This window comes from Tabrizicola soli, from assembly GCF_015999335.1.
GTDB classification, from domain to species: domain Bacteria; phylum Pseudomonadota; class Alphaproteobacteria; order Rhodobacterales; family Rhodobacteraceae; genus Tabrizicola; species Tabrizicola soli.
The window spans coordinates 13309-40295 of record NZ_JAEACP010000011.1 but is presented as its reverse complement, the minus strand read 5'-3'; the positions used below and the strand labels follow the sequence as shown (position 1 = coordinate 40295).

Below are 26987 nucleotides of genomic sequence, written 5' to 3'. Positions count from 1 at the left end.
GGAAAGGGTGAAGACGTGACCAGCCTCTGCAACCATGGCCGTCGCCCGGTGGTGGGCATCATCGGCAACAGCTACCTGATCAACGACAGCTATCCGGTGCATTCGGGCGGCACGATGAACTCCTCGGCCGTGGCCGAGGTCGCGGGCTGCCTGCCGCTGATCGTGCCTTCGGACCCACGCTATGTCTGCGTGGGCGAGTTGCTGGAGCTGTGCGACGCCTTCCTGCTGACCGGGGGCCGCCCCAACGTCCACCCCAGCGAATATGGCGAGGCGGAGACGCCCGCGCATGGCGCCTTCGACCGCAGCCGCGACGCGATCACGCTGCCCCTGATCCGCGCCTGCGTCGAGCGGGGCCAGCCCTTCCTCGGCATCTGCCGCGGGTTCCAGGAGGTCAACGTCGCCCTGGGCGGCACGCTTTACCCCGAGATCCGCGACCTGCCGGGCCGGATGAACCATCGGATGCCGCCCGACGGCACCATCGAGGAGCAGTTCGCGCTGCGCCATCCGGTCAGCTTCACCGAGGGCGGGATCTTCCACCGGCTGATGGGCGCGCGCGAGGTGATGACGAACACGCTGCACGGCCAGGGGATCGCCCGGCCCGCGCCGCGCGTGGTGATCGACGGCCAGGCCCCGGACGGCACGCCCGAGGCGATCTACGTCAAGGATGCGCTGGGCTTCACGCTGTCGGTCCAGTGGCATCCGGAGTGGAATGCGGAAAGCGATCCGGTGTCGCGGCCGCTGTTCCAGGCCTTCGGCAAGGCCGCAGCCGACTGGGCGGCGGCGCGCCAGCGCCAGCACGCCTGATCCGGCAGGACGCCGATGATGCTTTTGATCGCCTATGCCACCACCGACGGCCAGACCCGCAAGATCGCCCGCTTTGCCGCCGACCGGCTGGCCGGGCAGGGCCATGCGGTCGAACTTCTGTGCGTGGAGGATGCCGAGGGGCTGGACCTTTCCCGCTTCGACGGCGCGATCCTGGCGGGTTCGCTGCACGCGGGCGGCTACCAGAAGGCGCTGGTCCGCTTCGTGACCGGGGCCCGGCCCGCGCTGGCGGCGATGCCGACGCTGTTCCTTGCCGTCTCGCTGTCGGCCGCGGGCGGGGATCCCGAGGACTGGACCGGCCTGCGCGACTGCCTGAAGGCGTTCGAGGACCAGACCGGCTGGACTCCCGGCCGGACCGAGCATGTCGCGGGGGCCTTCCGCTTTTCGGAATACGACTTCTTCCGCGCCTGGGCGATGCGGTGGATCGCCGGGCGGAAGGGCCAGGCGGTCGAGCCCGGCAGGGACAGGGAATACACCGACTGGGCCGCGCTGGCCCTGGTGCTGGATGGCTGGACGGCCGGGATCAGAGGCGGCGCAGCTTCAGCCGGGTGATCCGGTTCTCGCGCCGGGCCACGACCTCGAAGCGGAAGCCGTGGAAGCCGAAGACCTGGCCCTCGGCCGGGATCATCTGCGCCTCGTGGATGACGAGGCCCGCCACCGTGTTCGCCTCGTCGTCCGGCAGGCCCCAGTCGGTCGCCCGGTTCAGGTCGCGGATCGTCATCGCGCCATCGACCAGCCAGTCGCCGTCCTCCGCCTGGGTCAGGCCCTCGTCCTTCTTCACCACGTCGAATTCGTCGGTGATCTCGCCGACGATCTCCTCGAGGATGTCCTCGAGCGTGATCAGCCCCTGCAGCGCGCCGTATTCGTCGACCACCAGCGCGAAATGGGTGCGCCGGGCAAGGAATTCGCGCATCTGTTCGTCCAGCGCCGTGGTCTCGGGGATGAAATAGGGCTTCATCGCGACCTTCACGATGTCCAGGCCGTCGATGCCCTGGGTATCCTCGCCCCGCACCAGCCGGTCCACCTCGCGCAGCAGGTCCTTGGCATGGATCACGCCCAGGATGTTCTCGTCGCTGCCGCGATAGACCGGCAGGCGGGTATAGGGCGACGCGAGGACGCGGGTGATCAGCTCGCGCGGGGGGAGGTCGGCGTCGATCATCTCGATCTGGCGGCGGTGGCGCATGATCTCGTCCACCGTGCGGTGGCCGAGGTCCAGCGCGCCGAGGAGCCGGTCGCGGTCGGCCTTCTCCACCGCGCCCTCGGAATGGCCGAGCGCGATGGCCCCGGCGATGTCGTCGCGCAGCGCCTCCATCGCGGTCTCGTGGTCGGGCAGCAGGTGGAAAAGCCGCAGGATCCGGTTCAGGGCGCGGCGGAGGAGGCTTGCGGGGGCAGGGGTGGCGGGATCGCTGGGCATCGGCTCTCTCAGCCCTTCCGGGCCAGGGGGTGCTTCGTCAGCACGAGGTCCTTCAGGCGGTCGTCGAGGACATGGGTGTAGATCTCGGTCGTGCCGACATCGGCATGGCCGAGCAGGGTCTGGATCACCCGCAGGTCGGCGCCATGGGCCAGAAGATGGGTGGCGAAGGCATGGCGCAGCACATGCGGCGTCACCAGGGACGGAGAGATCCCGGCCAGCACCGCCACGTCCTTGACCAGGCTGTGGAAATACTGCCGCGTCAGATGGCCGTCGCGCCCCTCGCCGGGAAAGAGGTGGCGCGAGGGCGGGCGGCCCGCCTTCCGGCCCGCCTCCTCCACCGCGTCGCGCTCGGCCAGCCAGCCGGCCAGCGCCGCCCGGGCGGGGGCGGAGAGCGGCACCATCCGCTCCTTGCCGCCCTTGCCTTTGACCAGGATCATCCGCGGATCGCCGCGCACGGCCGCGACCGGCAGGCCGACCAGTTCCGAGACCCGCAGGCCGGTGGCATAGAGAAGCTCGAACAAAGCGGTGTCGCGCAGCCGGTCCGCCGGATTGCGGGCGCGGGTGCGGGCGGCCTCCATCAGGCGGGTGACCTCGGCCTCGCCCAGGGTCTTCGGCAGGCCTTGCACCCGGCCCGGCCCGGTCAGCCGCAGCGCCGGGTTGTCGGCGCGCCAGCCTTCCTCGACCGCGAAACGGTAAAGCTGCCGGATCGAGGACAGCCGCCGCGCGCGGGTGGCTTTCGACAGGCCCTGCGCGTCGCAATGGACGAGGTAATCCTCGACCGATCCGCGCGCCGCCGTGGTGAAGTCCAGGTCCCGGCGCTCCAGCCAGCCGGCAAAGTCGATGAGGTCGCGGCCATAGGCCAGTTGCGTGTTGCGCGCCGCCCCCAGTTCCGCCGCCCGCGCGGCGAGGAAGGTCGAGATCCAGCGTTCCGCCTCGGGCGCGGGCATGGCTCAGCCCCGCCGTTCCAGGATCATCAGCTCCAGCGCCGTGCGCCGCGCCACGCTGTCCAGCCCGGCAAGCCGCAGGGTGGACAGCCCTTCGGAGACACCGCGCAGGTCGCCCTGCACGCCGCGGGCGATGGCGTCGATGGCCAGGATGATCGCCTCGCCCCTGCGGTTGCCGTCGAGAAGCGCCTGCGCCTCGGCGGAGGGAGCGGGGTCGCGGAAGGCGGAGAGGATCGCCCGGCCCAGGCTGTCGGGCGGCACGCGGCCGTCCAGCTCGCCGGTGGCGAGGCCCATCAGGAAGCCCTCGGTCGCGTCGGCAGGCTGGTGGCGGCGGGCGACGGCCTCGGCCTGGGGCGACAGGAGCGCCACGCGGAAGGCGATGGCCCCGGCCTCGCCGGTCAGCGGCAGGTCGGAGAGCTGGCGGCCGAAGAGGACCGCGAAGGGCACCTCGAGCTCGGCCTCGGCCATGCGCTGCCAGGCGGGGGGCAGGGCCGCGGCCACGCGCTCGACATCGCCCGAGGCGAGGGCGGCTTCGAACCGCTGGAAAGCCTCGGCCCGGTCCCAGACCCCGCCGGAGGCGGCGGGATCGGCCTCGGTGTAAAGGCCGAGGATCACGTTCGGCGGGATCGTCCCCGCCCTGGTCAGCCGCTCGGCCGCTTCGATCCGGGCCTTCCAGCCCGAACGGGGGCCGATCTCGGCATAGGAGAAGGCGATCGGCAGGCCCTCGGTCGGCAGCGGCTCGCCCACGGCCTCGAAGATCTTCCAGTCCAGGGGCGTGACCGGGCTTGGCGCGGGCGGCACCGGCTCGCCCTCGAAAAGATCGGGGTCCAGGAAGCGGCCCAGAAGGGCAGCCTGGTCGGCGCTGATCTGGCCCAGGGCCTGCGAGGAATGCAGCGTCAGCGCCGCCGTGTCCCAATCGCCCGAGCGCGCAAGGCAGAAGATCCGCGCCGGAACCGTCGGCGCCAGATGCGGCGCGCCCTGCATCCGGTCGCAGGCGCGGTCCTCGGCCCCGGTCAGCAGCGCCACGTCGAAGCCGCGGCGGAAAAGCTCGGGCGTGCCGGTCCCGGCCGCGTCGATCAGCGCCGCCGCCTGCTCCAGCGCGCCGAGCGCCAGCAGCTTGTCGATACGCACCTGCAACAACTCGCCCGTGCCGCCGGAATCGGCCGGGGCCGTCACCTCGGCCAGAAGCACGGTCAGGAACAGCTGGCGCAGCGCGGGCAGGGCGTCATCGGCATGGGCGACCAGACGCTCGGCAATCTCGCGCGTGTGGCCCGCGCCCCAGAGGTCGCGCGGCAGGCCCGAGACGCCGGTCGGGATCAGCCCGACCGCATCCGGGTTCGGCCCGTCCAGCGCCGTGGTCGTCACCGGCTGGGGCAGGGCGCTGCCCTGGGCTGCGACCGGCGGCTCGTCGATCCCGGTCACCACGCCCGGCGTCGCCGCCACGGGGGTGGCCACCGATTGCGACAGCCAGTCGATCGCCGACAGGGGGCCGCCCGGCGAATCCTGCGCCGCGAGGGGCGCGGCCAGCGCAAGGACGACAGCCGCCGGAACCACGCTAGTCCGCATTCAGCACCACGGGTTTCCTCACCTCGGTCTGCGTCGGGGTGAGGTCGCCGAGATAGGCGAATCCCGTCAACCCGATGAAGCCGAAAATCACCAGAATCACGACAAGCTTGATGATCCGACCCATGGCACAGCCCTTCCTCGACGCGGTCAGCCGTTGATCGGCCGACTGTTTTTCCACGCCCCCCGATGACGCGGGCGCGATGATTTGACAATCTATATAGCATCCGCGCGGGTTTCACGCCATTGAGTGCGGAATATTTGCCTTCGGTCCCCGGCTCATGTCCGGCGGGCCGGGACCTGACGGGATTTGATCGTGCGACTGGCCAAGACAGTGGTAATGGTGGGAATGATGGGGGCGGGCAAGACCGCCGTCGGCACGGCCCTGGCCCGGCAACTGGGCGTGCCCTTCCTCGATTCCGACGAGGAGATCGTCCGCGCCGCCAACCGCAGCATCGCCGAGATCTTCGAGCGCGATGGCGAGCCCTTCTTCCGCGCCCGCGAGACCGAGGTGATCTCGCGCCTTCTGCGCGGCACGCCCTGCATCCTGTCCACCGGCGGGGGGGCGTTCCTCTCGGCCGCGAATCGGCGGATGATCCATGATGTCGGCGTGTCGGTCTGGCTGCGGGCCGACCTCGACCTTCTGTGGCAGCGCGTCCGGCACAAGACGACGCGGCCCCTGCTGCGCACGGCCAACCCGCGCGAGACGCTGCGCGAGCTTTACGAGGCGCGGATGCCGCTTTACGCCGAGGCCGACCTGGTGGTGGACGGCGCCCCCGACCTTTCGGTCGAGGACATGGCGCATTCCGTGCGCCAGGCCCTGCTGACGCGGCCCGATGTGCTGGAGGAATGATGACGAATACCGTGGCGGTGGACCTGGGCTCCCGGTCCTATGAGGTGCGCATCGGCGAGGGGCTGATCGCCCGGGCCGGGGCCGAGATCGCGCCCTTGCTGCGCCGCAAGCGCGTGGCGGTGGTGACCGACGCGACCGTGGCCGCCGCGCATCTGCCGGCGCTGACCGCGGCCCTGGAGGCCGAGGGGATCGCGGTCGCCGCCCTTGCCCTGCCGCCGGGCGAGGCGACGAAGGGCTGGGAAAACCTGGCCCGCTGCACCGAATGGCTGCTGGAACAGAAGGTCGAGCGCAAGGATGTGGTGGTGGCGCTGGGGGGGGGCGTGATCGGCGACCTCGTCGGCTTCTCCGCCGCGATCCTGCGCCGGGGCGTGCGCTTCGTGCAGCTGCCGACCACGCTTCTGGCGCAGGTCGACAGCTCGGTCGGCGGCAAGACCGGGATCAACACCGCGCAGGGCAAGAACCTGGTCGGCGCCTTCCACCAGCCGAGCCTGGTCCTGGCCGACATCGGAGTGCTGGACACGCTGCCCGCCCGCGACTTCCTCTCGGGCTATGGCGAGGTGGTGAAATACGGCCTGCTCGGCGATGCCGCCTTCTTCGGCTGGCTGGAGAGCCATGGCCCCGCCCTGCGCGATGGCGACCGGGCGGCGCGGCTGCATGCCGTCACCCGCTCGGTCGAGATGAAGGCCGGGATCGTTTCCCGCGACGAGACCGAGGAGGGCGAGCGCGCGCTGCTGAACCTGGGCCATACCTTCTGCCATGCGCTGGAAAAGGCGACGGGATATTCCGGCCGCCTCCTGCATGGCGAGGGCGTGGCGATCGGCTGCGCCCTGGCCTTCGAGCTTTCCGCCCGGCTTGGCCTGTGCAGCCAGGAGGAACCCAGCCGCGTCCGCGCCCATCTGGCGACGATGGGGATGAAGCTGGACCTTGCCGACATTCCGGGCGAACTGCCGGGAACCGAGGCGCTGATCGCGCTGATGGGGCAGGACAAGAAGGTGGTGGACGGCCGCCTGCGCTTCATCCTCGCCCATGGCATCGGCCGGGCCTTCGTGGCCGAGGACGTGCCGGGCGAAGCGGTGCGCGCGGTGCTGGACGAGGCGATGGCCCGCCGGCGCTAGAACAGCAGCTTGTAGACGTTGCCGTTGGTATCGGTCGCCTGGCCGGTGCCGCTGGCGGTGCCCGAGCCGATGGCAAAGGTGCCCTGCACCCGGGTGCCGTCGTTGCAGACGGCATAGATCTCGCCGTCGTTCACCCCGGCCACGGTGTCGGTCTTGGTGCCGAGCTCGCCGCCGGTCTTCTTCCAGGTCAGCGCCAGCCCGCGCGAGCGCGAGACGGTCTTGGGGGTCAGCGAGGTCCAGGTACCTTCGCATTTCCCGCGTTCGGGCAGGCGGAAGGTCAGCGGGCCCGAGGTGCCGGCCACGTTGCGCATCACGCCCTCGATCACCAGTGTCGGGTCCTCGGCGGCGATTTCGCCTTGCAGCGGATAGAACTGCACGCTGGTCGTGCCGCCGCTGGCGCAGGCGGCAAGAGGCAGCAGGACGAACGGGACAAGGGTCTTGCGGATCACGTCGGGGACTTTCTCTAGCGGCGGCCGGGATGCCAGTAGTGGAGGGCCGCCGGCCTGGTCAAGTGACTTGTGCGCGACCCCCGCTGCGGTCAGGCGGGCGCGCGCCGGTCGTCGCGGACGATCCGGCCGTCCTCCAGTGTCAGGATCCGGTCGGCGCGGTCGAGGATGCGGTTGTCATGCGTGACCAGCAGCACGGTCATCCCCCGCGCCTTGCCGATGCGGATCAGCAGGTCCACCACCTCGGCTGCGCTTTCCTTGTCGAGCGCCGCTGTCGGCTCGTCGGCCAGCAGAAGCGCCGGCTGGCCCACCAGCGCGCGCGCCACCGCGACGCGCTGCTTCTGCCCGCCGGAGAGGTTCGCGGGCAGGTAATCCGCCCGCTCGGCCAGCCCGACCAGCCGCAGGAGATGCACCGAGGCCTTCTCGGCCAGCGCATCCGGCACGCCCGTATGGACCTGCGCCCCCATCATCACGTTCTGCGCCGCCGTCAGGCTTTCATGCAGGTTATGCGCCTGGAAGATGAAGCCCAGCCGCCGCCGCATCGCCACGAGCTGCGCCTCGCCGGCGCCGTTCAGCTCTTGCGACAGAAGCCGGACCGAGCCGTCCTGCACCGCCCGCAGGCAGCCGATCAGCGTCAGGAGCGTGGTCTTGCCCGAGCCGGAGGGGCCCATCAGGATGGTGAAGCTGCCGCGCTCCAGCGTCAGCGAGATGTCGTAAAGCGCCTGCCTGCGTGCGGTATCGACGCCGAACCAGTGGTTCAGGCCCCGGACATCGACGATGGGCTCCTGTTGCATCGCGCCCTCAGAACAGATCGGCCGGATCGGCGGCGGCAAGACGGCGGGTGGCGATCATGCCGGAAAGGGTGGAAAAGACCACCGTGCCGAGGAAGACCACCACCGCCATCGATGCGGTGACCTGCAGGGGCAGGGTGGTGACCGTCGCCATCACCTTCAGGATGGTGCTGCCCACGATCATGCCGGGAATGAAGCCCAGGACGCCCAGGGTCATCGCCTCCTCCAGCACGATCCCCATGAAGAAGCGCGGGCCATAGCCCATGGCCTTGAAGGTCGCATATTCGCGCAGGTGGTCCGCCACGTCGGTCGAGAGCACCTGGTAGACGATCACCAGCCCGACCAGCACGCCGATCAGCACGCCGAAGCCGAAGATCACCCCGGTTGGCCGTCTGGTCTGCTGATAGGCCAGTTCCTCCTGCGCCGCATCGGCATAGCTGCGGATGCGCAGAGACGGGTCCGAGACCAGCCGCTTCAGCCGCGTGACCGCCGCCTGCACATCCGCCCCCGGCCGCAGCGCCAGCAGGATATGGTCCGGCGCGGTCGAGCGGCGGTCGGGGAACAGCGCCAGGAAGGTCTGGTCCGACACGATCATGTAGCCGTCGCCGCCAAAGCCGCCGCCGCCGGCAAAGGTGCCGTAGAGCGTCAGCGTGCGGCTCTTGGTCTCGAAGCTGAGCGGCGTCTGCGGCCGGATCGAGGCCGCCTCCTCGCGCGGGATGCCGCGCGCCAGCCGGTCGATCAGCGCCGAATCCCCCACCTCCAGCAGCCCGGCCTGCGCCGCGATCTCGGGGTTCAGGAAACCGGGCCTGGCCGGGTCGATGCCGAAGGTCGTCAGGCTGATGTCCTGCTCGCCCCGGTTCCAGGGCAGGTTGGTGACGAAAAGGCCGATGCCGTCGGTCACCTCCGGGTCGGCCATCGCCTGCAACAGCCACTGCCGCGCGACATTCTCGCCCTCGTTCAGGGCATTGGCATCATCCGCCGAGATCATGATGTCGGCGCGGAAGAATTCGTAGGGGCGCAGCGTCGCCGTGGCCATCGAGTTCATGATCCCGAGCTGGACGAAGACCAGCACATTGGCGAAGGCCACCCCGGTCAGCGCGGCGGCGAAGCGCATCCTGTTGTGCGTCAGCTGCAGCCAGCCGATCGGCAGCCGGCCGAACAGGCGCTGCAAGAGCCGCATCATGGCGCGGCGGCCTTCACCGGGGCGGCGTCGATCCGGGCGACGGCTTCCAGGTTGGTGAACCGCGCCGCCCGCTCCGAGGAGGCGACGTCCAGCGCGACATGGACCAGCACCACCCGCGCGTCCTTGTTCTCGGCCGCGTCGTCCGAGATCAGCCCCTGCCGCCCCACCGTCAGCCCGATCCGCTCGACCCGCCCCTGCAGCGCCCCCTCCAGGGCCGGCGAGACCAGTTCGACCGGCTGGCCCACCGCAACCGCGGCGATGCGGTCCTGCCAGATCTCGACCTCGGCCGTCATGTGCCCGGTATCGCCCATCAGCATGATCCCGTCGGCCGGCGGGCGCTGGCCGGGGGTGACCCTGATATCCAGGATCGTGCCCGCGATCGGCGCCGCGACGCTGGCGCGCGCCAGGTCCAGCCGCGCGCGGTCCAGATCGGCGCGGCCCGCTTCGACGTTGCGCTCGGCCACCAGCACGTCGGGCTGGTCCTCCAGCGCCACCGCCGAGAAGCGCGCCAGCGTGGCCTCGGCCCGGGTGACGGCCTGCCGCGCCTGGGCGTCGGCGGTGCGCACCGCGTCCAGCGTCGCCTGGGTCGCGACGCCGCGCTGGAACAGCTCTTCGGTGCGGGTCAGCGTGGTCGCCGCCTCCTCGGCCGTGGCGACGGCCTGGTCGCGCGTCGCCTGCGCCTCGTCCCGGCTGGCCAGGACGGCGGCGCGGGTCTGCACCAGCCCGGCCTCGCGCACCGCAAGGTTGGCCTCGGCCATCATCACCGCGCTTTCCAGCGCAGCCGCATTGTCCAGCCGCGCCAGCACCGCGCCCCGCTCGACCCGGTCGCCCTCGGCGACCAGGATCTCGGCCACCCGCGCATCCCCCGCGCCATAGGGGGCCGCCACCACCGAGACATCGCCGCGCGGCATGATCCGCGCCAGCCCGATCACATCCGAGGGCAGGAGCGTCTCGGCCATGGCGGGCGGCAGGTCGATCCCGGCCGGAAGCGCGATCGGCGAATCCGTGCCCCCGCCTGGCTGCAGCCCGGTCGCGTTATAGAAGGCGCGCAGCGCGGGCGGCTGGAAATACATCCCGATCACCGCGCCCGAGAACATCAGCGCCGGCACCAGCAGCACCAGAAGATAGCGGCGGCGGAAGGACCAGCCCGCGCGCGGATCGGGCCGGTCGGACCTCTCGCCCAGTTCCAGCGGCAGGCCGCCTGCATCCGGTTCGCTCATCCTCGGGTCCTTCCCTGGCCAGGCAGCAGCCTGCACGGCCAAGCTGCGTCCTGCCTTGACCGGGGTCAAGGGCGGCGGCCCGGAGCGGCTTGGGGCGGGTTGACGCAGGTCATCGCCCCCGCCCGCCAGCCGTGGCATGCTTGAACAATTCGTCACAAGGCAGGTCTTGATGCTCCCCGACATCCTCTCCCCCGGCGCACTTGCCCAGAACCCGACCCGATTCCTGTTCTTCACCGGCAAGGGCGGCGTCGGAAAGACCTCGCTCGGCTGCGCCGTGGCGCTGGCGCTGGCCGACCGGGGCAGGCGGGTGCTTCTGGTCAGCACCGACCCGGCCTCGAACCTGGACGAGATGCTGGGCGCGGCCCTCTCGGACCGGCCGACCCCGATTCCCGGTGCGCCGAACCTGTCGGCCCTGAACATCGACCCCGACAAGGCGGCCGAGGGCTACCGCGCCCGCGTCCTCGACCAGCTTGCCCCGGGGGAGGACCAGGATAATGTGCGCGAACAGCTTTCGGGCGCCTGCACCATCGAGATCGCCGCTTTCGACGAATTCGTCGGCCTTCTGGGCGAGGGGGCCAGGGGCTTCGACCATGTGATCTTCGACACCGCCCCCACCGGCCACACGCTGCGCCTGCTCAGCCTGCCGCGCGCCTGGACGGGATTCCTGCAGGGCAATGACCGGGGGGCCTCCTGCCTTGGTCCCCATTCCGGGCTGAAGATGCAGGAGGACCGCTTCCGCGCCGCGCTTCGCACGCTGTCCGATCCCGAGCAGACCTCGATCGTGCTGGTCACCCGTCCCGACCGCGGCGCGGTGCGCGAGGCGGCGCGCACCTCGGACGAGCTGCGCTCGCTCGGCCTTGCCAACCAGCGGCTGGCGGTGAATGGCGTCTTCCACGCCGCCGCGGCCGACGATCCGGTGGCCAGCGGCCTCGCGCGCGACCATGCCGCCGTGCTCGCCGCACTGCCGCCGGCCCTTGCCGCGCTGCCCCGGACCGAGGTGCCGCTGCGCTCCTTCGACATGGTGGGCCTTGCCGCCCTCCGCGCGCTTTTCCAGGACGAATCCTCCGCTGCCCCCATGGCTCCTCTCGCCCCGGCGCGTGCGGAACCCGGCCTTGCCGCCATGGTCGACGAGCTTGCCCGGGCCGGGCGCGGCCTGATCATGGTCATGGGCAAGGGCGGCGTCGGCAAGACCACCCTGGCCGCCGCGATCGCGCTGGGGCTGGTGAAGCGCGGCCACAAGGTCCACCTGACCACGACCGACCCCGCCGCCCATCTTGCGCTTGTGGTCGAGGGCAGTCTCGAAGGCCTGACGCTGGACCGCATCGACCCCGTGGCCGAGACCGCACGCTATGTGGAGAAGGTCATGGCGACCAGGGGCTGCGACCTTGACGAGGCCGACCGCGCCCTGCTGCGCGAGGACCTCGCCTCGCCCTGCACCGAGGAGGTGGCCGTGTTCCACGCCTTCTCCCGCCTCGTGGCCGAGGCGCGGGGCGGTTTCGTCGTGATGGACACCGCGCCCACCGGCCATACGCTTCTGCTGCTGGATGCGACCGGGGCCTATCACCGCCAGATGACGCAGGACATGGGCGCGACCCCCGGCCGCATCGTCACCCCGCTGATGCGCCTGCAGGATCCCGACTATACCCGTGTCATCCTGGTGGCCCTGCCCGAGACCACCCCGGTCTCCGAGGCGGCCAGCCTTGCCGACGACCTCCGCCGCGCGAAGATAGAGCCCTGGGCCTGGGTGGTGAACCGCGCGCTCGCCGCGACGGGAACGACCGACCCGCTCCTCCAGCGCCGGATCGCGGGCGAGGCCAGCCAGATCGCGCGGATCCGCGGCGGTCTGGCGCGCAGGCTCTACCTGATGCCCTTCCGCGCCGAACCCCCGGTGGGCGTGCAGCGCCTCCTGGACCTGACCTGAGCGGGCATTCGACTACGGGAAAGTTGGCTGGGGCGCTAGGATTCGAACCTAGGTATGGCGGTACCAAAAACCGCTGCCTTACCACTTGGCGACGCCCCAACCGTGCGGCGGTGTTTAGCGAAGGCCCGCAGGGGGTGCAAGGGGCCAATGGCGAAAATTTCGCGGCTCGGCGCTGGCTTGCAGGGCCGGGGGGCGGCGGGTAACAGGGGGGATGGACTGGGACGCGATCATCCTTGGCGCCGGCGCGGCCGGCATGATGGCCGCCATCGAGGCGGGGCGCCGCGGCCGCAGGGTACTGGTAATCGACCACGCGCAGGCGCCGGGCGAGAAGATCAGGATCTCGGGCGGCGGGCGCTGCAACTTCACCAACCTGCAGATCGCGCCCGAGCGATTCCTGTCGCAGAACCCGCGCTTTGCGCTTTCGGCGCTGAAGCGGTTCACCCAGTGGGACTTCATCGCCCGGATGGATGCCGCCGGGATCGCCTGGCACGAAAAGACCCTGGGCCAGCTCTTCTGCGACGGGCCGGCCACCCAGGTGGTCGCGATGCTGGTCCGCGACATGGAACGCGCGGGGGCGACGCTCTGGCTCGGCTGCGCCTTGGGCGAGGTGCGGCGGTCGGGCGCGGGCTTCACGGTCGAGACCGCGCGCGGGATCCAGAGCGCGGGGGCCGTGGTGGTGGCGACCGGAGGCAAGTCGATCCCGAAGATGGGGGCCACCGGATATGGCTACCGCATCGCCGGAAGCTTCGGCCTGCCCATGATCGAGACCCGGCCCGCGCTGGTGCCGCTGACCTTCGCCGAGCAGGAACTGGCCTGGATGCGGCCGCTCGCCGGGGTGTCGCTGCCGGGGCGGGTCTCCTGCGGCAAGGCGGGTTTCGACGAGGCGCTTCTCTTCACCCATCGCGGGCTGTCCGGTCCGGCGGTGCTGCAGATCTCCAGCTACTGGCGCGAGGGGAAGGCCATTCACCTTGACCTTCTGCCCGGCCGGGACGTGGCGGCGGAACTGCGCGCGGCGCGCGGCAAGCTGGCGCTGCGCAGCGTGCTGGGCCGCTGGCTGCCCGAGCGGCTGGCCCGGCATCTGGAGGAGGCGGCAGGGGTGACGCAGACCATGGCCGAGCTGCCGTCGGCGGTGCTTGACCGGGTCGCGGCGGGGATCCGCGACTGGCGGCTGGTGCCGGTGGGTTCCGAGGGCTACCGCACGGCCGAGGTGACGCTGGGCGGCGTGGACACGCGGGCGCTGGACGGGCGCTCGATGGCGGCGAAGACGGTGCCCGGCCTGCATTTCATCGGCGAGGTGGTGGACGTGACCGGCTGGCTGGGCGGCTACAACTTCCAGTGGGCCTGGTCGAGCGGCTGGGCCGCCGGGCAGGCGATCTGAGACCGGGCGCCGATTTCCGTACGGAAATCGGTCCGGAAATCGTTTCGATTTCCGGTGGTGCCCCCGGCAGGCGTCCCGCTTCAGGGCCGGAGCGGATCCGCCTTGGCGAGCCGGTCGAAGGACATCAGGCTGGCCACCAGCGCCGGCATCTGGGCCAGGGGGATCATGTTCGGCCCGTCCGAGGGCGCGCGGTCGGGATCCTCATGCGTCTCGATGAACACGCCTGCGATGCCAAGGCTGACCGCCGCCCGCGCCATTACCGGCGCGAACTCGCGCTGGCCGCCCGAGGAGCCGCCCTGTCCGCCCGGCTGCTGCACCGAATGGGTCGCGTCCATGATCACCGGCCAGCCGGTGCGCGCCATGATCGGCAGGCTGCGCATGTCGGCCACCAGCGTGTTGTAGCCGAAGCTGACCCCGCGCTCGGTCAGTAGGATGCGCGCGTTGCCGGTCGAGGCGACCTTGGCCGCCACATTGGCCATGTCCCAGGGCGCCAGGAACTGGCCCTTCTTCACATTGACCACCGCCCCGGTTTCCCCGGCGGCCAGCAGCAGATCGGTCTGGCGGCAGAGGAAGGCGGGGATCTGGATCACATCCACCACCGCGGCCGCCTCGCGCGCCTGGCCGGAGTCATGCACATCGGTCAGGACCGGCATGCCCATGGCGCGCACCGCCTCCAGCACCTTGAGCCCCGCCTCGATCCCCATGCCCCGCCTGCCCGACAGCGAGGTGCGGTTGGCCTTGTCGTAGCTCGCCTTGAACACGAACTGCGCCCCCGCCGCCCGGCAGGCCTGCGCCATCTCTCCGGCGATCATCTGGGCGTGGTCCAGGCCTTCCAGCTGGCAGGGGCCCGCGATCACCAGCAGCGGGCGGTCGTTGCCGACGGTCAGCCCGCCGATCTTCACATCCTTCATCGCATCCCCCGAAGTCGCCGTCAGGCCGAGACCTGTTCCCGCAAGATCGCGGCGGTCATCGAGACCATGAGGTAAATCCCCAGCATGATCAACAGCGTGACGGCGGTGTTCTCGAAGGCGCGCGGATAGGTCGGCGCGTCGGGCGGAATCGGGCGCACCGAAAGCGACAGATAGCGCACCTGGCGGTTGGCCTCGACCCGCGCGGTCTCCATCGACTGCAGCGCGGTGGCCAGGATCATCTGCCGGGTCTGCAGGTCGGCCTGGGCGACCAGCAGCTCGCCCTGGACCTGGGCCATGCTCGAGCTTTCGGCGGTGCTTTCCGTCATCCGGGCGCGGACCGCGGCGATCTCGGCCTCCAGCGTGGCGATCCGGCGCTTCACCGGCTCCATCCTCGCCTCGTTCGGAGCCTCGTTCGCCTGCATCTGCGCCAGCGAGAGCCGCTCGGTGGTCAGCTGCGTCTCCAGCGACGAGATCTGCGCCGTCATCAGCCCGACCTCGCTTTCGGACGAGATCACCTTGAAGCGTTCCTGCAGCTCGATCAGCTTGCGCTGCGAGGCGGCCAGCGCGGCCTGCGCCTCGTCATAGCCGGTCTGCGCCTCGGTCATCTGGTCGGCGCGCAGCCGCTGGGTCAGGTGGTCGACCTGTTCCTCGGCATAGCGGATCAGCTGGCCGGCCCAGGCCGAGGCCACGGCGGGATCGGCGGCGATCACTTCCATCCGCACGATGCCCTCGGTCGGGTCGTAGGAGATCTTCACGAAGCGGCGGTAGACCTTGTAGGCGGCCTCCAGACTGGCCCCGGGGTCGAGCCGCTGCACCGGGTCGATCGCCGGGCTCTGGAAATGGGCGCGGAAGCCGAGGTCGTCTTCCAGCCGGGCCATCGCCTCGCGCGATTGCAGATAGCCCTGCACGGCAATGGAATCCTGCGAGGTCGCCAGCGCGGTGCCGGACAGAAGGCCGCCCAGCTGCCCGGCGGCGGCGGTCGGCGCGGCCTGCTGGATCACGAATTCGGCCCGGGTGGCGAACATCGGCGTGGCGAGCCGGAAGAAGTACCAGCCCGCCACGAGCGTGGGCAGCAGGACGAAGGCTGTCAGCCGCGCGGCCAGCAGGACCAGGCGGCGGCGGCGGCGGCGGGCGATGTCCTGCTGCATGCGCAGGATCTCGCCGGCCTGGTTGACCTCTGCGCGCTCTTCGGTCGAGGGCAGCGCCAGGGCGCGCGCGGTCTGCGGCAGCTGCACCACATCTCCGGGCAGACGCGACAGCTCGCGGCCCGGGGACGGGGGCGCGTCCTTCCGGGGCTCTGGCTCGGGCGCGGCGGCGGCGCCGCCTGCGCCGCCAAGCCGGGAGGTGACCATGTTCAGAAGCGAGCCGCGCGAGAACGGGTCGATACCGGCCTGCCGCAGCTGGCGCACGGCATCGAGCTCGGAGGTGACGGCAAGCCCGGCTTTCCCGGCCACCAGCCGAGCGCGGCGCAGCTGGCGCTGGGTCAGCCCCTCGGCCGCGATGGCGGCGAGCGCAGCTGCGACCGCCTCGTCCTCGGCCATGCGGGGGACCTTGGTGACGGTGACCCCGGCCCGATCCGCGGCGGGCGCGTTCTCGGGCTTGCGGAAGTCCATCGCGCCGAAACCGTCGTCGTGGTTGTCGAAGATCCCGGCCTCGTCCGGCGCGGGCGGGACGGGGGGGCGCTCTTGCGGGCGGATATGGAAACGCGTGGCTTTAGGCGGTGTAGTCATAAAGGCGCTTCGCTTCCTCGAGCGTGTCGAACTGGTAAAGCCGGCCGTTGCGCAGCACGGCGGCGGAATCGCAGAACTTCTGCAGGGTCTGCGGCGAATGCGACACGATCACCACGGTGGCGTTCTGCAACCGCTCCTTCAAGAGGTTGCCGGCCTTGCGGTTGAATTCCACGTCGCTGGCGGCGGGCATGCCTTCGTCGATCAGGTAGATGTCGAATTCGATCGACAAAAGCAGCGAGAAGGAGAAGCGCGAGCGCATCCCCGAGGAATAGGTCGAGATCGGCATGTCGAAATATTCGCCCAGGCCGCAGACCCAGCGGCAGAAGCTCTCGACGTAATCGGGGTCCAGCCCGTAAAGCCGTGCGATGTAGCGGCAGTTCTCCTTGGCGGATTGCTTGCCGTTCACGCCGCCCATGAAGCCCAGCGGAAAGGACACGCGCGAGGTCTTGCGGATCACGCCTTCGTCGGGTTTCTCCAGCCCGGCCATCATGTTGATGATCGTGGTCTTGCCCGCGCCGTTGGGAGCCAGGATCCCAAGCGAGCGGCCGAGGTCGACCCGGAACGAGGCGCGGTCAAGGATGACCTTGCGCTGCGTGCCGGTCCAGAACGACTTGGAAACCCCCTGAAACTCGATCATCACCGCCTCTGGGCGGGCACCTCCCCGTGCCGCGCCTCACCCCTTACTACTGCTGCAGGGTTAACACCCCGTTTGTGTCGTTTAAAGGGCGGCCGAAGGTCAGCCCCCGGCTCGGCGGCGTGCGACCAGGATCGCAAGCGGCCCGGCGAGGAGGCTGAGCGCGATCCCCAGCCGCGCCGCCTCCTGCATCGCGCCGCCGGGCAGCGCGGTTTCGAGCGAGAGGACCGGGACGGTGAATCCCAGCCCCATGATCAGCGCGATGGTTAGAAGGTCGCGCAGGGAAAGCCCCTGCGGCAGGCGCAGGTCGAGGGCGGCGGCCAGGCCGAGGCCGAGCGCCAGCATCCCCAGCGGCCGGCCGATCGCCAGCGCGGCCAGCGTGGTCAGCGTGGTGGGCGCAAGCGCCCCGAGGTCGACGCCGCCCCGCGTCAGGCCGAACAGGAACAGGATACCGACCAGCGGCCAGGACAGCGCATGCGCCAGCCGGTTCATCGGATCGTGCAACAGCTCCTCGGCCTCGGCGAAGAGGCCGAAGCTGCGGTCGGCCGGGGTGATGGCGAGGATCACCGGCAACAGCCCCAGCGCGCCCGGCAGCCCGGCCGCGACCACCCCGATCCAGGAGACCGCGCCGGCCAGCAGATAGGGCCAGAGGCGGCGCTGCGCCCGGCGCGCGCGCTCGGCCGCGCCTGCGGGCAGGGCGCGTCCGTGGAAGCGCCAGGCGAGGAGCGTCGCGAGGACCGGCAGCACCAGCCAGAGCGGCCGCAGCCCGGCGACGTGCTGGGTCAGGCCCAGGACCAGAAGCGCCAGGATGTCGGTGGCGATGGCCAGCAGAAGCAGCAGGTGCAGCGCCGGGTGGCCCGGCCCGAAGACCCGCCGCCCGACCAGGAAGCACAGCGCCACATCGGTGCCGAGCGGCACCTGCCAGCCGGTGCCGAAGCCCGCCTCGCCGGCGGTCTCGATCAGGCCCGAGACGATCAGCCAGGTTCCCGCCGTGCCGGTCATGCCGCCCAGCACCAGCCCCAGCGGCAGCAGTGCCCGCCCGCCCACCAGCGCGCCCTGTTCCACGACCAGCGCCTCGCGCAGCTCCTTGCCGACGAAGACCAGGAACAGTGCCATCAGCCCCTCGGACAAGAGGTTCATCGGCGTCAGGCTGACCGGGAAGGGCGCCAGCCAGCCCGGCAGCGCCAGGTCGGCGATGCGCCATTCGACCGCGTCATAATAGCTTGCGGGGGCGAGATTGACCCAGAGCGTGGCGACGAGGGCCCCGGCGAGGAGAGCCCGGGCGAAGCGGGGAACGAAGGCGGAGACGCGGTACATCTGGTCCTGTGGCGGCGAGGGTCCGGCCATTTGACGCGGTTTTCCCGCCTGCCGCAATGGGCCGCCCCCGGAGCGGGTGCCGTCCTCCGGGGCATCGAGCCCCGAAGGACGGCGCTGCCGGTGCCAGATGGGCCGATGGCGGGGCAGGTGGAGGCGGCGGATGCCTCCGGCGGGAGTATTTTCGCCAAGAGGAAGCTGCTGGCCCTTGTGCCGAGGAGCGGCGGGGGCCAGCTTCGGGCGATGGGGTTGATCGAGGATATCCGGGCCTGCCGGCTTTGCGCCGGCCGTTTCGCCGCCACCGCCACGGGCCATGCGCCGCGCCCGGTCGCCTGGTTCCGGCCCGGCGCGCGGGTGCTGGTGGCGGGGCAGGCGCCGGGCCTGCGGGTGCATGAGAGCGGGCGGCCCTTCACCGACCGTTCGGGCGACCGGCTGCGCGACTGGATGGGGGTCAGCGCGGCCGAGTTCTACGACCTTGCCCGCGTCGCGGTGGTGCCGATGGCCTTCTGTTTCCCCGGCTATGACGCGAAGGGCGCCGACCTGCCGCCGCCGCCGCTCTGCGCCGCGACCTGGCGGGCGCGGGTCATGGCGGAACTGGGCGCGGTGCCGCTGACGCTCCTGGTCGGCGGTGCGGCGATCCGCTGGCACCTGGGCCTGCGCGACCTGACCGCCGCCGTGGCCGATTGGCGCGGACCCGCCGCACACGGCGTCTTTCCCTTGCCGCATCCCTCGTGGCGGAATACCGCATGGCTGAAGCGCAACCCTTGGTTCGAGGCCGACCTCCTGCCCGCCCTGCGCACCCGGATCCGGAGCCTGATGGATGACTGACCTTCTGACCCTGCTGGATGCCGCCCATGCGGCGGTGTCCGCCGACCCGGAGAACGAAACCCTGCGGCTGCGCTTCTTCGAGCGGCTGGCGGATGGCGAGCTGGTGCTGCTGCTGGCGTGCGAGGCGACGGGCGGGAACCTGGAGCCCAAGGTCTTCGATCTGGAGGAGGGGCCGGTGGTGCTGGTCTTCGACCGCGAGGAGCGGTTGGCGAGCTTTTCCGGCGGGATCGCGCCCTATGCCGCCCTGCCGGGGCGGGTGATCGCGCAGCTTCTGAAGGGGCAGGGGATCGGGCTCGGGGTGAACCTCGGCGTGGCGCCCTCCTCGATGCTGCTGCCGCCCGAGGCGCTGGACTGGCTGGCCGCGACGCTGGAGGACGGCCCCGAGGAGCTGGAGGCGCAGCCGCGCGACTTCGTGCCGCCGCTTGTGCCCGAGGCCGTGGTCGCGGCGCTGGACGCGAAGCTGGCGCGGGCCGGCAGGCTTGCCGCGGCGGCGGTGCTGGCGGGCGTGGTCTACCGGGACGGGCGGCGTGGCCATCTCCTGGCCTTCCTCGATGCGGCCCCTGGCGCCGAGGCGGCGCTGGCGCGCGCGATGCAGGAGGCGCTGGTCTTCTCGGGCGTGGAGGCCGGCGAGCTGGACGTGGCCTTCCTCGCCTCGGGCGAGGTTGCGGCCGGGGCGATGGCGCGGGTCGGGCTGCGCTTCGACCTGCCCCAGCCGCAGGTGCAGGACCTGGCCCCGGCTGCTCCGGGCATGGACCCCTCGCGCCCGCCGAAGCTGCGCTAGGTGGTCGCGCCTGGCCGGCCCCGGGGGCGCTTCGCCCCCTGGACCCCGAGGGAGTATCTGGGGAAAGAGCGGGCGGACATGGGGTATTTTGATACCGTTCTCGCAAGGGACTGTTTTGTATCGATAAATTATGGCTGGACGCGCTTGACGCTGTGTCCGGCATCTGCGACAAGCCCGCATCCGAATTGCCGGGGGCCGTCAGGCCTCCTTCTTCGTTAGGAACCACGATGAAAACCTTCACCGCTACTCCGGCGGACATCGAGAAGAAGTGGATCCTGATCGACGCCGAGGGCGTCGTTCTGGGCCGCCTCGCCACGATCGTCGCCAACATCCTGCGCGGCAAGAACAAGCCGACCTTCACTCCGCACATGGACATGGGCGACAATGTCATCGTCATCAATGCCGACAAGGTGCAGATGACCGGCAACAAGCGCGACGACAAGGTCTATTACTGGCACACCGGCCATCCCGGCGGGATCAAGTCGCGCACCGCGCGGCAGGTGCTGGAAGGCGCCCACCCCGAGCGTGTGGTGGAAAAGGCGGTCGAGCGCATGATCACCCGCAACCGCCTGGGCCGGCAGCAGATGACCAACCTGCGCGTCTATGCCGGGGCCGAGCATCCGCATGAGGCGCAGCAGCCGACCGTTCTGGACCTCAAGGTCCTGAACCCGAAGAACACCCGGAGCGCGTGATCATGGCCGACATCAAATCCCTCGATGACCTGAAATCCGCCGTCGGTTCCGCCCCCGCCGCTGTCGAGGCCGCGCCGCGCGCGCCGGTCCGCGACAAGCTCGGCCGCTCCTACGCGACCGGCAAGCGCAAGGACGCGGTCGCCCGCGTCTGGGTCAAGCCCGGCTCGGGCAAGGTCGTGGTCAACGGCAAGGAAATGGCGGTCTACTTCGCCCGTCCGGTGCTGCAGATGATCCTGAAGCAGCCCTTCACCGTGGCGAACGTGGAAGGCCAGTTCGACGTCTACGCGACCGTCGCCGGGGGCGGGCTCTCGGGCCAGGCCGGTGCGGTGAAGCACGGTATCTCCAAGGCGCTGCAACTCTATGAACCCGCCCTGCGCGGTGCGCTGAAGGCGGCAGGCTTCCTGACCCGCGACAGCCGCGTCGTCGAACGGAAGAAATACGGCAAGCCGAAGGCTCGCCGCAGCTTCCAGTTCTCGAAGCGCTAATCGCCATCGTAGGGTGCGCTACAGCGCACCTTCGGCAAGGCCCGCCCTCACCGGCGGGCCTTTTGCGCAAGGCTCTTGAGGAAGATAATTGCTTTATCGAAGCGAGATCGACGGGTTGCGTGCGGTGGCGGTGCTCTCCGTCATCCTGTATCACGCGCAGATCTGGTGGATTCCGGGCGGCTTTGCCGGGGTCGACATCTTCTTCGTCATCAGCGGCTACCTGATCACAACCCTGCTGCTTAACGACATGGCGCAGGACCGCTTCTCGCTCCTGCAGTTCTACGAGCGGCGCGCGCGGCGCATCCTGCCGGCGCTGGTCACGGTGGTCCTCGCCACGGTTCTGGCGGCCATCCTCCTCCTCACTCCCAGCCGGATTGCCGCACTTTCCGACAGCGTGATCTGGGTTTCGGTCTTCCTCTCCAATTTCCATTTCGCCGATCAGTCCGGCTATTTCGGCCCAGGCGCGCACCAGCTCCCGCTGCTGCATACTTGGAGCCTTGCCGTCGAAGAGCAGTTCTATCTGCTTTTTCCGCTGGCGCTCCATGCGATGCGGCGGCGATCCCGGCGGGCGAAAGTGATGGCGCTGGTGGCTGCGATTCTGGTCAGCTTCTTCCTGGCCGAAGTCCTGGCGCGGGTCGATGCCGAAAAGAACTTCTTCTTCACGCTCTCACGCTTCTGGGAGCTTCTCGCCGGAGCGCTGGTGGCGCTGCTACCGAACCGGGGTGCGCGCGCGCCCGCGTTGGGCTGGTTGGGACTGGCGCTTGTCGTGCTTCCGCTCTTTGCACCGCCGCCCGGCATGGTGCCGGGCGGTGGGGTCATGTTGCCGGTCATCGGGACAGCGCTTGTCCTGCAGTTTGCCGGGGCTGGAACAAGTGCGGCGCGGCTTCTCTCCTGGGGGCCATTCCGGGCTGTCGGCCTCATCAGCTATTCCGCCTATCTCTGGCATCAGCCCGTGTTCGTTCTTGCCCGGGTCGTCAGGGGCGCGGCGCCATCGCCCCTTGCAACAGCGACGCTCATCCTGCTGATCCTTGCGCTTTCCACGATGACCTGGCGCCTGGTCGAGCAACCATTCCGCGGCGCCCGGCCACGGCTTCTGCCGTCGCGCCGCTCGGCCCTCGCTGCTGCGGTCGTCGCCAGTGTGGGCCTTTTCGGTCTTGGTCTCGCCGGGAAGGCCGCGGGCGGCTGGCCCGGGCTCTGGGGAATGCTCCACCCGGATCTTCAGCGTGAACTGACCCTGATCGAAGCCGTGCGCAGCCGTCCCGCGCTGCCGGACGAGAGCTGCCGCTTCGCTTCCGGTACTCCGCAGGCGGATGAGGTCCTCGCCCGTCTGTCCGACTGCCGCGAGCGGCATGGGAAGGGCATCCTTGTCCTTGGCGACAGCCACGCAATCGACCTTTTCACCCAGGTCGCCCAGCTGGAACGCGCGCCCTTCATCTTTGGCGTGGTGCAGGGAGGCTGCCGCCCACACAGCCCCGATCCCGACTGCCCGTATCAGGCCCTGCCTGCCCTCGTAGCCGAAGGCTATTTCGAGCTGGCAATCTATGAACAGGCGGGATTCTATTTGCTCACCACGTCCGGCCATCCCGAAGGCAGCCGCGAGATGATCGACTTGATCGGCCTTTCCGATCCGGTGCCGGATCTGCAGGTGAACCTGGTCCATGTGGAAAAGGTCAGGACCTATCTCGAGTCCCTGGCGCAGGCAGTGCCGGTCGTCTGGTTTGGTCCCCGGACCGAGCCGCATATTCCGCCGGAGACGCTGCTGACGACCGGATGCGGCCATGCACCGCCGCTGCGGCCCGGCCTCGCTCAGGCCTTTGGCCGGCTCGACTTGACCATTGGGCAGATGCTTTCGAAATCTACTGTGCACTATCTGTCACAGAACCGGCTTTTCGCCTTTGTGTGGCCTGGGGATTTCGCGGATTGTGACGGTCTGTGGTGGCGGGATGGGGATCACCTCAGCGAGTTGGGCGGCTTGCATTTTGGCAGACGCGCCGACGTCATCGCTGCGGCACGGGCTGTCGTGACGGCTGAGTGAAAAAAGAAGGGCCGGGAAATCCCGGCCCAGTCAGGGGTAAGAAAGGGATCGCGCTCAGGGCTGCCAGAAGGGCTTGGCCGCCTCGGTCCGGGCCTCGTCGCTCGAAAGGCCGATGTCGCGCAGGAGGTGCGGGTCCAGCCGGCCAAGGGCCAGGCGGTTGCGGCGGCGGGCGATCGCATCGGTGGCGCTGCGGGTCAGGCGCGCGACGAAGCCGCGCGGGGCGCTGAAGGGCAGGGTCCGGGTCGTGGTCTGGGGCATCGCAGCCTCCTGTGACTTTGTATTGATACAATCGCCGATATTCTGTAAGACAATGTACAATTCCCCGGAATGAACCGCCAGAGGATTATTGTGACTGATACAAGATGGGCGCCCGACCTGAGTCGATTTCCCGGCCCGAAGTATCTCGGCCTCAGCCGGGCGTTGCGAGACGCGATCCGCAGCGGGGAACTACCGGCGAATTCTCAATTGCCTACGGTGCGCGACCTCGCCTGGAGGTTGCATCTGACACCAGGAACCGTATCCCGCGCCTATCAGCTGGCGACGCAGGAGGGGCTGCTGGCCGCCACCGTGGGGCGGGGCACCTTTGTAGCGGCACAATCCCCGCGTCTCGGCCCGACCCAGGCATTGTATACCGAACGGGTCACCGGCGGCTCGACCGGGTTGGTCGACCTGCGCCCGCCGCTGGTGCCCGAGGTCGGCCAGGCCGAGGCCTTCCGCGCCGCCCTCCTCGAGATGGCGGCCGCGACCGGGCAGGGCTGGCTCGACTACACCAGCCAGATGGGCGAGGCCGCGCTGCGTGCCGAGATCGTCACCTGGCTCGGCGACCGCATCCTCGGCCCCGCGGGCCCCGAGGAGGTGGCGCTGACCCATGGCGGGCAGAACGCCATTTCCCTGATCTTCGACTGCTGCCTGCGCGGCGAGCGCCCGGTGGTTCTGATCGAGGAACTGGCCTATCCCGGTTTCCGCTACGCCGCCCGCGCCGCGAGGGCCGAAGTGGTGCCGGTCGAGATCGACGAACAGGGCATCGTGCCCGCCGCGCTGGAGGCCGCCTGCCGCCGTCACGGCGCCCAGGTCCTCTGTCTCACGACCGAGGCGCAGAACCCGACCACCGGCCGGATGCCGGTGAAGCGCCGCCAGGAGATCGCCGCCATCGCGCGGACCTATGACCTCCAGGTGCTCGAGGACGACTGCTATTCGGTGGCCGAAAGCGACATACCCAGCCTGCGCGCCCTTGCGCCGGAACGGGTCTGGCTGGTCGGCTCGGTCTCCAAGACCCTCTCGGCGGCGTTGCGCTTCGGCTATGTGGTCTGCCCCTCGGGCATGGGCGAGGCCGGGCGGCTGACCGCGCAGCACGGGTTCTTTGCGCTGTCGCGCCCGGTGGCGGACCTGATGCTGCACCTCTTCCGCTCGGGTGCGGCGGCGCGGATTCGCGCGGCGGTCCAGGCCGAGTTTGCCGCCCGCCAGCAGATCCTGGTCAACCAGCTTGGCTCCTATGACCTCTCCTGGCAGGCCGGCGTGCCCTTCGTCTGGCTCCGCCTGCCGATCGGCTGGCGCGCCTCGGCCTTCGCCCGCGCGGCCGAGGCGAAGGGGGTGCTCCTGCGCTCGGCCGACGAATACGCGCTGGTGCACGGCCGCGCGCCGAACGCCGTCCGCATCGCCATCGCCGCCAACCTGCCGCGCGGCGATTTCGAAAGCGCCATGCGCCGCCTGGCCGAGCTTCTCGCCCGCCCGCCCGCCGACCTGTCGGTCTGAACCCCCGACCTGTTGCAAAAGGGACTCGCTCACGAGGATGTGGGCGGGGCGCAGTTGACCGGGGCCGCTGACCTGACGGAAAATCGCCGCAGAGCAGTCAAATGGCGAGAGTCCGAAAATGGGCCTGCAATCCACCTTCCACGCCCCCCATGGGGGCGCCGATTTCCTTGGCTGGCGCAAGACGCGGGCCGGGACCACCGAAATCATCTATGACGATGGCGTCGCCCGCCGCATGGTCTGGCGCGTCGCCTCGGCCCAGCCGTCCGAGGACCGGATCGCCGATGCGCTCCGCGTGGCCGTGGGCGCGCTCCGGGTCGTGCCGACGCTGTATGACGAGCTGAAGAAGCGCGCGATTTCCATCGAGCGCATCGCGGGCTAGGCCGCGCTCGGGCGATTTTCCGTCCCGCGCAAGGCCCCTCTTGCCTAAAGCCGGTCCTTCGGTTTAATTTGATCAAATCGCAAGGCTGCCGCAGCGCGGCCGGGACAGGGGGCAAGATGGCGCAGACGCCAAGTACCGAGGCCAGGGCCGGGCTCAAGCTCATCAGCCCGCCCGCGCTTTACGCGATCCTCATGCTTGCAGCGCCGCTCGCCACGGTGCTGCTCTATTCGGTCCTGACCGGCGAGAAGGGCAGCGTCTCGCTGCCGCTGACGCTGGACAACTATCACGACCTCCTCACCAAGCCGGTCTATCGCGCGCTGATGTGGCGCTCGCTGATCGTGTCCTTCTTCGTCACGCTCGCCACCGTGATTCTGGCCTATCCGATCGCCTATTTCGTCTCGTTCCACGTCGCGCCCTCGCGCAAGGCGCTGTGGCTGTTCCTGATCACGATCCCGTTCTGGACCAGCTACATCATCCGCGTGGCACTCTGGCGCACGATCTTGGGCTATGACGGCATCTTCGATTCCGTCGTCATGGGGCTGGGGATCACCGACACCCAGCCGAACATCCTGTCGAACGGCGTCCTTTCGATCATCATCACCCTGGCCCATGCCTATGCCCCCTTCGCCGTGCTGCCGATCTTCGTCAGCCTGGAGAAGGTGGACCGCAGCCTCCTCGAGGCCGGGCAGGACCTCGGCGAAAGCCGCTGGATGACCTTCCTGCGCGTGACGCTGCCGCTCTCGCTGCCGGGCGTGATCGCGGCGGTGCTGATCGTCTTCATCCCGACGGTGGGCGACTATGTGACGCCGGAACTGATCGGCGGCGGCAAGACCCCGATGATCGCCAACCTGATGGAGGTCGCCATGCTCAAGCAGCGCGACCAGGCGATGGGCTCGGCCATCGCGGTGGGGGCCATGACCATCGTGGCGCTGATCTCGGTGGCCTTCGTGCTGTGGAACAAGCGTTACCTCGGAGGCCGGAAATGAAGCAGGGCACGGGTCTCGGCGTCTATGCCATCCTCTACCTGGTGTTCCTCTATGCCCCGATCTTGATCCTGCCGGTCTTCGCGCTGAACGATTCGCAGGTCGTTGCCTTTCCGCTGAAGGGCTTCACCACCAGATGGTTCGGCGAGATGTGGGCCGATGCCAACCTGCGCTCTGCGCTTCTGCGCAGCCTGGTGATCGCGCTGTCCACCTCGACCATCGCCACCGTGCTCGGCCTTTTTGCCGCCCGGGCCTCGGTGCGCTATGCCTTCCCCGGCAAACCGGCCGCCATGGGCCTGATCATGCTGCCCATGGTCCTGCCCGACATCGTGGTCGCCATGGCGCTCCTCATCGTGCTCCTGTCGCTCTCGGTGCCGCTGTCGATGCTGACGATCATCATGGGCCATGTGCTCCTGTGCATGCCCTTCGCGGTGGCGATCCTGACCTCGGCCTTCCAGAGCCTTGACAAGTCGCTGGAGGAAGCCGCGCTCGACCTGGGCGAGACCCGGGCGGCCACCTTCCGGCTGATCATCCTGCCCCTGGTCATGCCGGGGATCATCGCCAGCTTCCTGATCTGCTTCACCATCTCGATCGACGAATTCGTGCTGGCGAACTTCCTCGGCTCGGGCAAGCCGGTGCTGTCGGTCTATATCTTCGGCCAGTTCCGCTTTCCCGCCAAGGTGCCGTCGATGCTGGCGCTCGGGACGCTGCTGGTCCTGTTCTCGATCATCCTGCTCGGTTTCGCCGAGTACATGCGCCGCCGCGGCATCGCCAAGGCCGGGGGCAAAGATTCCGGAGGCTTCCTGTGACCTT

The 26987-nt window shown here is 69.8% G+C and carries 27 protein-coding genes, 1 tRNA gene and 1 pseudogene; 15 read left to right on the top strand and 14 right to left on the bottom strand.

Going from position 1 to position 26987, the window contains the following annotated elements; genetic code table 11:
- Positions 1-15: 15 nt before the first annotated feature.
- On the top strand, positions 16-804 hold the full coding sequence (locus I7S92_RS11525) for a gamma-glutamyl-gamma-aminobutyrate hydrolase family protein (protein ID WP_354001330.1): 789 nt from the start codon (positions 16-18) through the stop codon (positions 802-804).
- A 15-nt stretch (positions 805-819) separates the two neighbouring features.
- Positions 820-1374: a flavodoxin domain-containing protein gene (locus I7S92_RS11520; protein ID WP_197644207.1), complete on the top strand. Its 555-nt coding sequence runs from the start codon at positions 820-822 to the stop codon at positions 1372-1374.
- Here the strand turns inward: I7S92_RS11520 and I7S92_RS11515 are convergent.
- From I7S92_RS11515 to I7S92_RS23350, 4 genes and pseudogenes are all read right to left on the bottom strand, one after another.
- Positions 1346-2134 (bottom strand): annotated as a pseudogene (locus I7S92_RS11515) (transporter associated domain-containing protein); the annotation flags it as partial. The gene I7S92_RS11520 and the pseudogene I7S92_RS11515 sit on opposite strands and share 29 nt — an antisense overlap.
- A 110-nt stretch (positions 2135-2244) precedes the next feature.
- Positions 2245-3183: a tyrosine recombinase gene (locus tag I7S92_RS11510; RefSeq protein WP_197644201.1), complete on the bottom strand. Its 939-nt coding sequence runs from the start codon at positions 3181-3183 to the stop codon at positions 2245-2247.
- 3 nt (positions 3184-3186) lie between these two features.
- Positions 3187-4746, bottom strand: a complete 1560-nt coding sequence (locus tag I7S92_RS11505) for a hypothetical protein (protein WP_197644198.1) — start codon at positions 4744-4746, stop codon at positions 3187-3189.
- Complete coding sequence (locus I7S92_RS23350) at positions 4736-4870, bottom strand: hypothetical protein (protein ID WP_277922963.1); 135 nt, start codon at positions 4868-4870, stop codon at positions 4736-4738. Before I7S92_RS23350 ends, I7S92_RS11505 begins: the two co-directional genes overlap by 11 nt.
- A gap of 183 nt (positions 4871-5053) precedes the next feature.
- Between I7S92_RS23350 and I7S92_RS11500 the strand changes: the two genes are divergently transcribed.
- Both I7S92_RS11500 and aroB read left to right on the top strand, forming a co-directional pair.
- Complete coding sequence (locus I7S92_RS11500) at positions 5054-5596, top strand: shikimate kinase (RefSeq protein ID WP_197644196.1); 543 nt, start codon at positions 5054-5056, stop codon at positions 5594-5596.
- Positions 5596-6711 (top strand): 3-dehydroquinate synthase, encoded by a 1116-nt coding sequence (gene aroB / locus I7S92_RS11495; RefSeq protein WP_386002504.1) that lies wholly within the window; start codon positions 5596-5598, stop codon positions 6709-6711. The genes I7S92_RS11500 and aroB overlap by 1 nt, the downstream gene beginning before the upstream one ends.
- Here aroB and I7S92_RS11490 read toward each other — a convergent pair.
- The 4 genes from I7S92_RS11490 to I7S92_RS11475 form a co-directional block, all read right to left on the bottom strand.
- Positions 6708-7160 carry a hypothetical protein gene (locus I7S92_RS11490; protein WP_287866499.1) on the bottom strand — a complete coding sequence of 151 codons (453 nt, stop codon included), beginning with the start codon at positions 7158-7160 and terminating at the stop codon, positions 6708-6710. The genes aroB and I7S92_RS11490 overlap by 4 nt on opposite strands.
- 89 nt (positions 7161-7249) lie before the next feature.
- Positions 7250-7951 carry an ATP-binding cassette domain-containing protein gene (locus I7S92_RS11485; protein ID WP_197644192.1) on the bottom strand — a complete coding sequence of 234 codons (702 nt, stop codon included), beginning with the start codon at positions 7949-7951 and terminating at the stop codon, positions 7250-7252.
- 7 nt (positions 7952-7958) lie between these two features.
- A complete protein-coding gene (locus tag I7S92_RS11480) occupies positions 7959-9131 on the bottom strand; it encodes an FtsX-like permease family protein (RefSeq protein WP_197644190.1) in 1173 nt (390 codons plus the stop codon).
- Positions 9128-10351, bottom strand: a complete 1224-nt coding sequence (locus tag I7S92_RS11475; protein ID WP_197644188.1) for an HlyD family efflux transporter periplasmic adaptor subunit — start codon at positions 10349-10351, stop codon at positions 9128-9130. Before I7S92_RS11475 ends, I7S92_RS11480 begins: the two co-directional genes overlap by 4 nt.
- Positions 10352-10520: 169 nt before the next feature.
- Between I7S92_RS11475 and arsA the strand changes: the two genes are divergently transcribed.
- Entirely contained in the window at positions 10521-12272 is a 1752-nt protein-coding gene (gene arsA / locus I7S92_RS11470) for an arsenical pump-driving ATPase (RefSeq protein ID WP_197644186.1), read from the top strand.
- Between the two features lie 24 nt (positions 12273-12296).
- Here arsA and I7S92_RS11465 read toward each other — a convergent pair.
- Positions 12297-12371 (bottom strand) — tRNA-Gln (locus I7S92_RS11465).
- Positions 12372-12483: 112 nt separating this feature from the next.
- On the opposite strand from I7S92_RS11465, the gene I7S92_RS11460 reads away from it, so the two are divergent.
- Positions 12484-13650 carry a BaiN/RdsA family NAD(P)/FAD-dependent oxidoreductase gene (locus I7S92_RS11460; RefSeq protein ID WP_197644184.1) on the top strand — a complete coding sequence of 389 codons (1167 nt, stop codon included), beginning with the start codon at positions 12484-12486 and terminating at the stop codon, positions 13648-13650.
- A gap of 80 nt (positions 13651-13730) precedes the next feature.
- Here the strand turns inward: I7S92_RS11460 and kdsA are convergent, their stop codons facing one another.
- The 4 genes from kdsA to I7S92_RS11440 form a co-directional block, all read right to left on the bottom strand.
- Complete coding sequence (kdsA, locus tag I7S92_RS11455; RefSeq protein ID WP_197644181.1) at positions 13731-14561, bottom strand: 3-deoxy-8-phosphooctulonate synthase; 831 nt, start codon at positions 14559-14561, stop codon at positions 13731-13733.
- A gap of 20 nt (positions 14562-14581) precedes the next feature.
- Positions 14582-16291, bottom strand: coding sequence for a KpsE/RkpR family capsule polysaccharide export protein (locus I7S92_RS11450; protein ID WP_242070179.1), 1710 nt, complete (start codon positions 16289-16291; stop codon positions 14582-14584).
- Positions 16275-16928: an ABC transporter ATP-binding protein gene (locus I7S92_RS11445; protein ID WP_197644178.1), complete on the bottom strand. Its 654-nt coding sequence runs from the start codon at positions 16926-16928 to the stop codon at positions 16275-16277. Before I7S92_RS11445 ends, I7S92_RS11450 begins: the two co-directional genes overlap by 17 nt.
- 99 nt (positions 16929-17027) lie before the next feature.
- Entirely contained in the window at positions 17028-18272 is a 1245-nt protein-coding gene (locus I7S92_RS11440; protein WP_197644175.1) for a Na+/H+ antiporter NhaA, read from the bottom strand.
- Between the two features lie 210 nt (positions 18273-18482).
- Between I7S92_RS11440 and I7S92_RS11435 the strand changes: the two genes are divergently transcribed.
- From I7S92_RS11435 to I7S92_RS11415, 5 genes are all read left to right on the top strand, one after another.
- Positions 18483-19067, top strand: a complete 585-nt coding sequence (locus I7S92_RS11435; protein WP_197644542.1) for a uracil-DNA glycosylase family protein — start codon at positions 18483-18485, stop codon at positions 19065-19067.
- Positions 19068-19071: 4 nt separating this feature from the next.
- Positions 19072-19848: an SseB family protein gene (locus I7S92_RS11430; protein ID WP_197644539.1), complete on the top strand. Its 777-nt coding sequence runs from the start codon at positions 19072-19074 to the stop codon at positions 19846-19848.
- Between the two features lie 227 nt (positions 19849-20075).
- A complete protein-coding gene (gene rplM / locus I7S92_RS11425; RefSeq protein ID WP_197644172.1) occupies positions 20076-20540 on the top strand; it encodes a 50S ribosomal protein L13 in 465 nt (154 codons plus the stop codon).
- Between the two features lie 2 nt (positions 20541-20542).
- Entirely contained in the window at positions 20543-21025 is a 483-nt protein-coding gene (gene rpsI, locus I7S92_RS11420) for a 30S ribosomal protein S9 (protein WP_197644169.1), read from the top strand.
- An 88-nt stretch (positions 21026-21113) separates the two neighbouring features.
- Positions 21114-23060 carry an acyltransferase family protein gene (locus I7S92_RS11415; RefSeq protein WP_354001328.1) on the top strand — a complete coding sequence of 649 codons (1947 nt, stop codon included), beginning with the start codon at positions 21114-21116 and terminating at the stop codon, positions 23058-23060.
- A 54-nt stretch (positions 23061-23114) separates the two neighbouring features.
- Here I7S92_RS11415 and I7S92_RS11410 read toward each other — a convergent pair whose 3' ends face one another.
- Positions 23115-23318, bottom strand: a complete 204-nt coding sequence (locus I7S92_RS11410; RefSeq protein ID WP_197644163.1) for a DUF1127 domain-containing protein — start codon at positions 23316-23318, stop codon at positions 23115-23117.
- 69 nt (positions 23319-23387) lie between these two features.
- Between I7S92_RS11410 and I7S92_RS11405 the strand changes: the two genes are divergently transcribed.
- The 4 genes from I7S92_RS11405 to I7S92_RS11390 all read left to right on the top strand — a co-directional run bounded on the left by I7S92_RS11405 (position 23388) and on the right by I7S92_RS11390 (position 26983).
- Positions 23388-24812, top strand: coding sequence for an aminotransferase-like domain-containing protein (locus I7S92_RS11405; RefSeq protein ID WP_206761067.1), 1425 nt, complete (start codon positions 23388-23390; stop codon positions 24810-24812).
- Between the two features lie 118 nt (positions 24813-24930).
- The gene (locus tag I7S92_RS11400) at positions 24931-25191 is read left to right on the top strand and encodes a hypothetical protein (protein ID WP_197644154.1); all 261 of its coding nucleotides are present in this window, start codon (positions 24931-24933) and stop codon (positions 25189-25191) included.
- Between the two features lie 116 nt (positions 25192-25307).
- Positions 25308-26177 carry an ABC transporter permease gene (locus I7S92_RS11395; protein WP_197644152.1) on the top strand — a complete coding sequence of 290 codons (870 nt, stop codon included), beginning with the start codon at positions 25308-25310 and terminating at the stop codon, positions 26175-26177.
- Positions 26174-26983 (top strand): ABC transporter permease, encoded by an 810-nt coding sequence (locus I7S92_RS11390; protein WP_197644149.1) that lies wholly within the window; start codon positions 26174-26176, stop codon positions 26981-26983. The genes I7S92_RS11395 and I7S92_RS11390 overlap by 4 nt, the downstream gene beginning before the upstream one ends.
- Positions 26984-26987 lie beyond the last annotated feature (4 nt).

Coding starts and splice junctions, on each gene's coding strand:
- I7S92_RS11520 (WP_197644207.1), top strand. CDS start 820: ATGATGCTTTTGATCGCCTATGCCACCACCGACGGCCAGACCCGCAAG.
- I7S92_RS11510 (WP_197644201.1), bottom strand. CDS start 3,183: ATGCCCGCGCCCGAGGCGGAACGCTGGATCTCGACCTTCCTCGCCGCG.
- I7S92_RS11505 (WP_197644198.1), bottom strand. CDS start 4,746: ATGCGGACTAGCGTGGTTCCGGCGGCTGTCGTCCTTGCGCTGGCCGCG.
- I7S92_RS23350 (WP_277922963.1), bottom strand. CDS start 4,870: ATGGGTCGGATCATCAAGCTTGTCGTGATTCTGGTGATTTTCGGCTTC.
- aroB (WP_386002504.1), top strand. CDS start 5,596: ATGACGAATACCGTGGCGGTGGACCTGGGCTCCCGGTCCTATGAGGTG.
- I7S92_RS11485 (WP_197644192.1), bottom strand. CDS start 7,951: ATGCAACAGGAGCCCATCGTCGATGTCCGGGGCCTGAACCACTGGTTC.
- I7S92_RS11480 (WP_197644190.1), bottom strand. CDS start 9,131: ATGATGCGGCTCTTGCAGCGCCTGTTCGGCCGGCTGCCGATCGGCTGG.
- I7S92_RS11475 (WP_197644188.1), bottom strand. CDS start 10,351: ATGAGCGAACCGGATGCAGGCGGCCTGCCGCTGGAACTGGGCGAGAGG.
- arsA (WP_197644186.1), top strand. CDS start 10,521: ATGCTCCCCGACATCCTCTCCCCCGGCGCACTTGCCCAGAACCCGACC.
- I7S92_RS11460 (WP_197644184.1), top strand. CDS start 12,484: ATGGACTGGGACGCGATCATCCTTGGCGCCGGCGCGGCCGGCATGATG.
- kdsA (WP_197644181.1), bottom strand. CDS start 14,561: ATGAAGGATGTGAAGATCGGCGGGCTGACCGTCGGCAACGACCGCCCG.
- I7S92_RS11450 (WP_242070179.1), bottom strand. CDS start 16,291: ATGACTACACCGCCTAAAGCCACGCGTTTCCATATCCGCCCGCAAGAG.
- I7S92_RS11445 (WP_197644178.1), bottom strand. CDS start 16,928: ATGATCGAGTTTCAGGGGGTTTCCAAGTCGTTCTGGACCGGCACGCAG.
- I7S92_RS11440 (WP_197644175.1), bottom strand. CDS start 18,272: ATGGCCGGACCCTCGCCGCCACAGGACCAGATGTACCGCGTCTCCGCC.
- I7S92_RS11435 (WP_197644542.1), top strand. CDS start 18,483: ATGGGGTTGATCGAGGATATCCGGGCCTGCCGGCTTTGCGCCGGCCGT.
- rplM (WP_197644172.1), top strand. CDS start 20,076: ATGAAAACCTTCACCGCTACTCCGGCGGACATCGAGAAGAAGTGGATC.
- rpsI (WP_197644169.1), top strand. CDS start 20,543: ATGGCCGACATCAAATCCCTCGATGACCTGAAATCCGCCGTCGGTTCC.
- I7S92_RS11410 (WP_197644163.1), bottom strand. CDS start 23,318: ATGCCCCAGACCACGACCCGGACCCTGCCCTTCAGCGCCCCGCGCGGC.
- I7S92_RS11405 (WP_206761067.1), top strand. CDS start 23,388: ATGAACCGCCAGAGGATTATTGTGACTGATACAAGATGGGCGCCCGAC.
- I7S92_RS11400 (WP_197644154.1), top strand. CDS start 24,931: ATGGGCCTGCAATCCACCTTCCACGCCCCCCATGGGGGCGCCGATTTC.
- I7S92_RS11395 (WP_197644152.1), top strand. CDS start 25,308: ATGGCGCAGACGCCAAGTACCGAGGCCAGGGCCGGGCTCAAGCTCATC.
- I7S92_RS11390 (WP_197644149.1), top strand. CDS start 26,174: ATGAAGCAGGGCACGGGTCTCGGCGTCTATGCCATCCTCTACCTGGTG.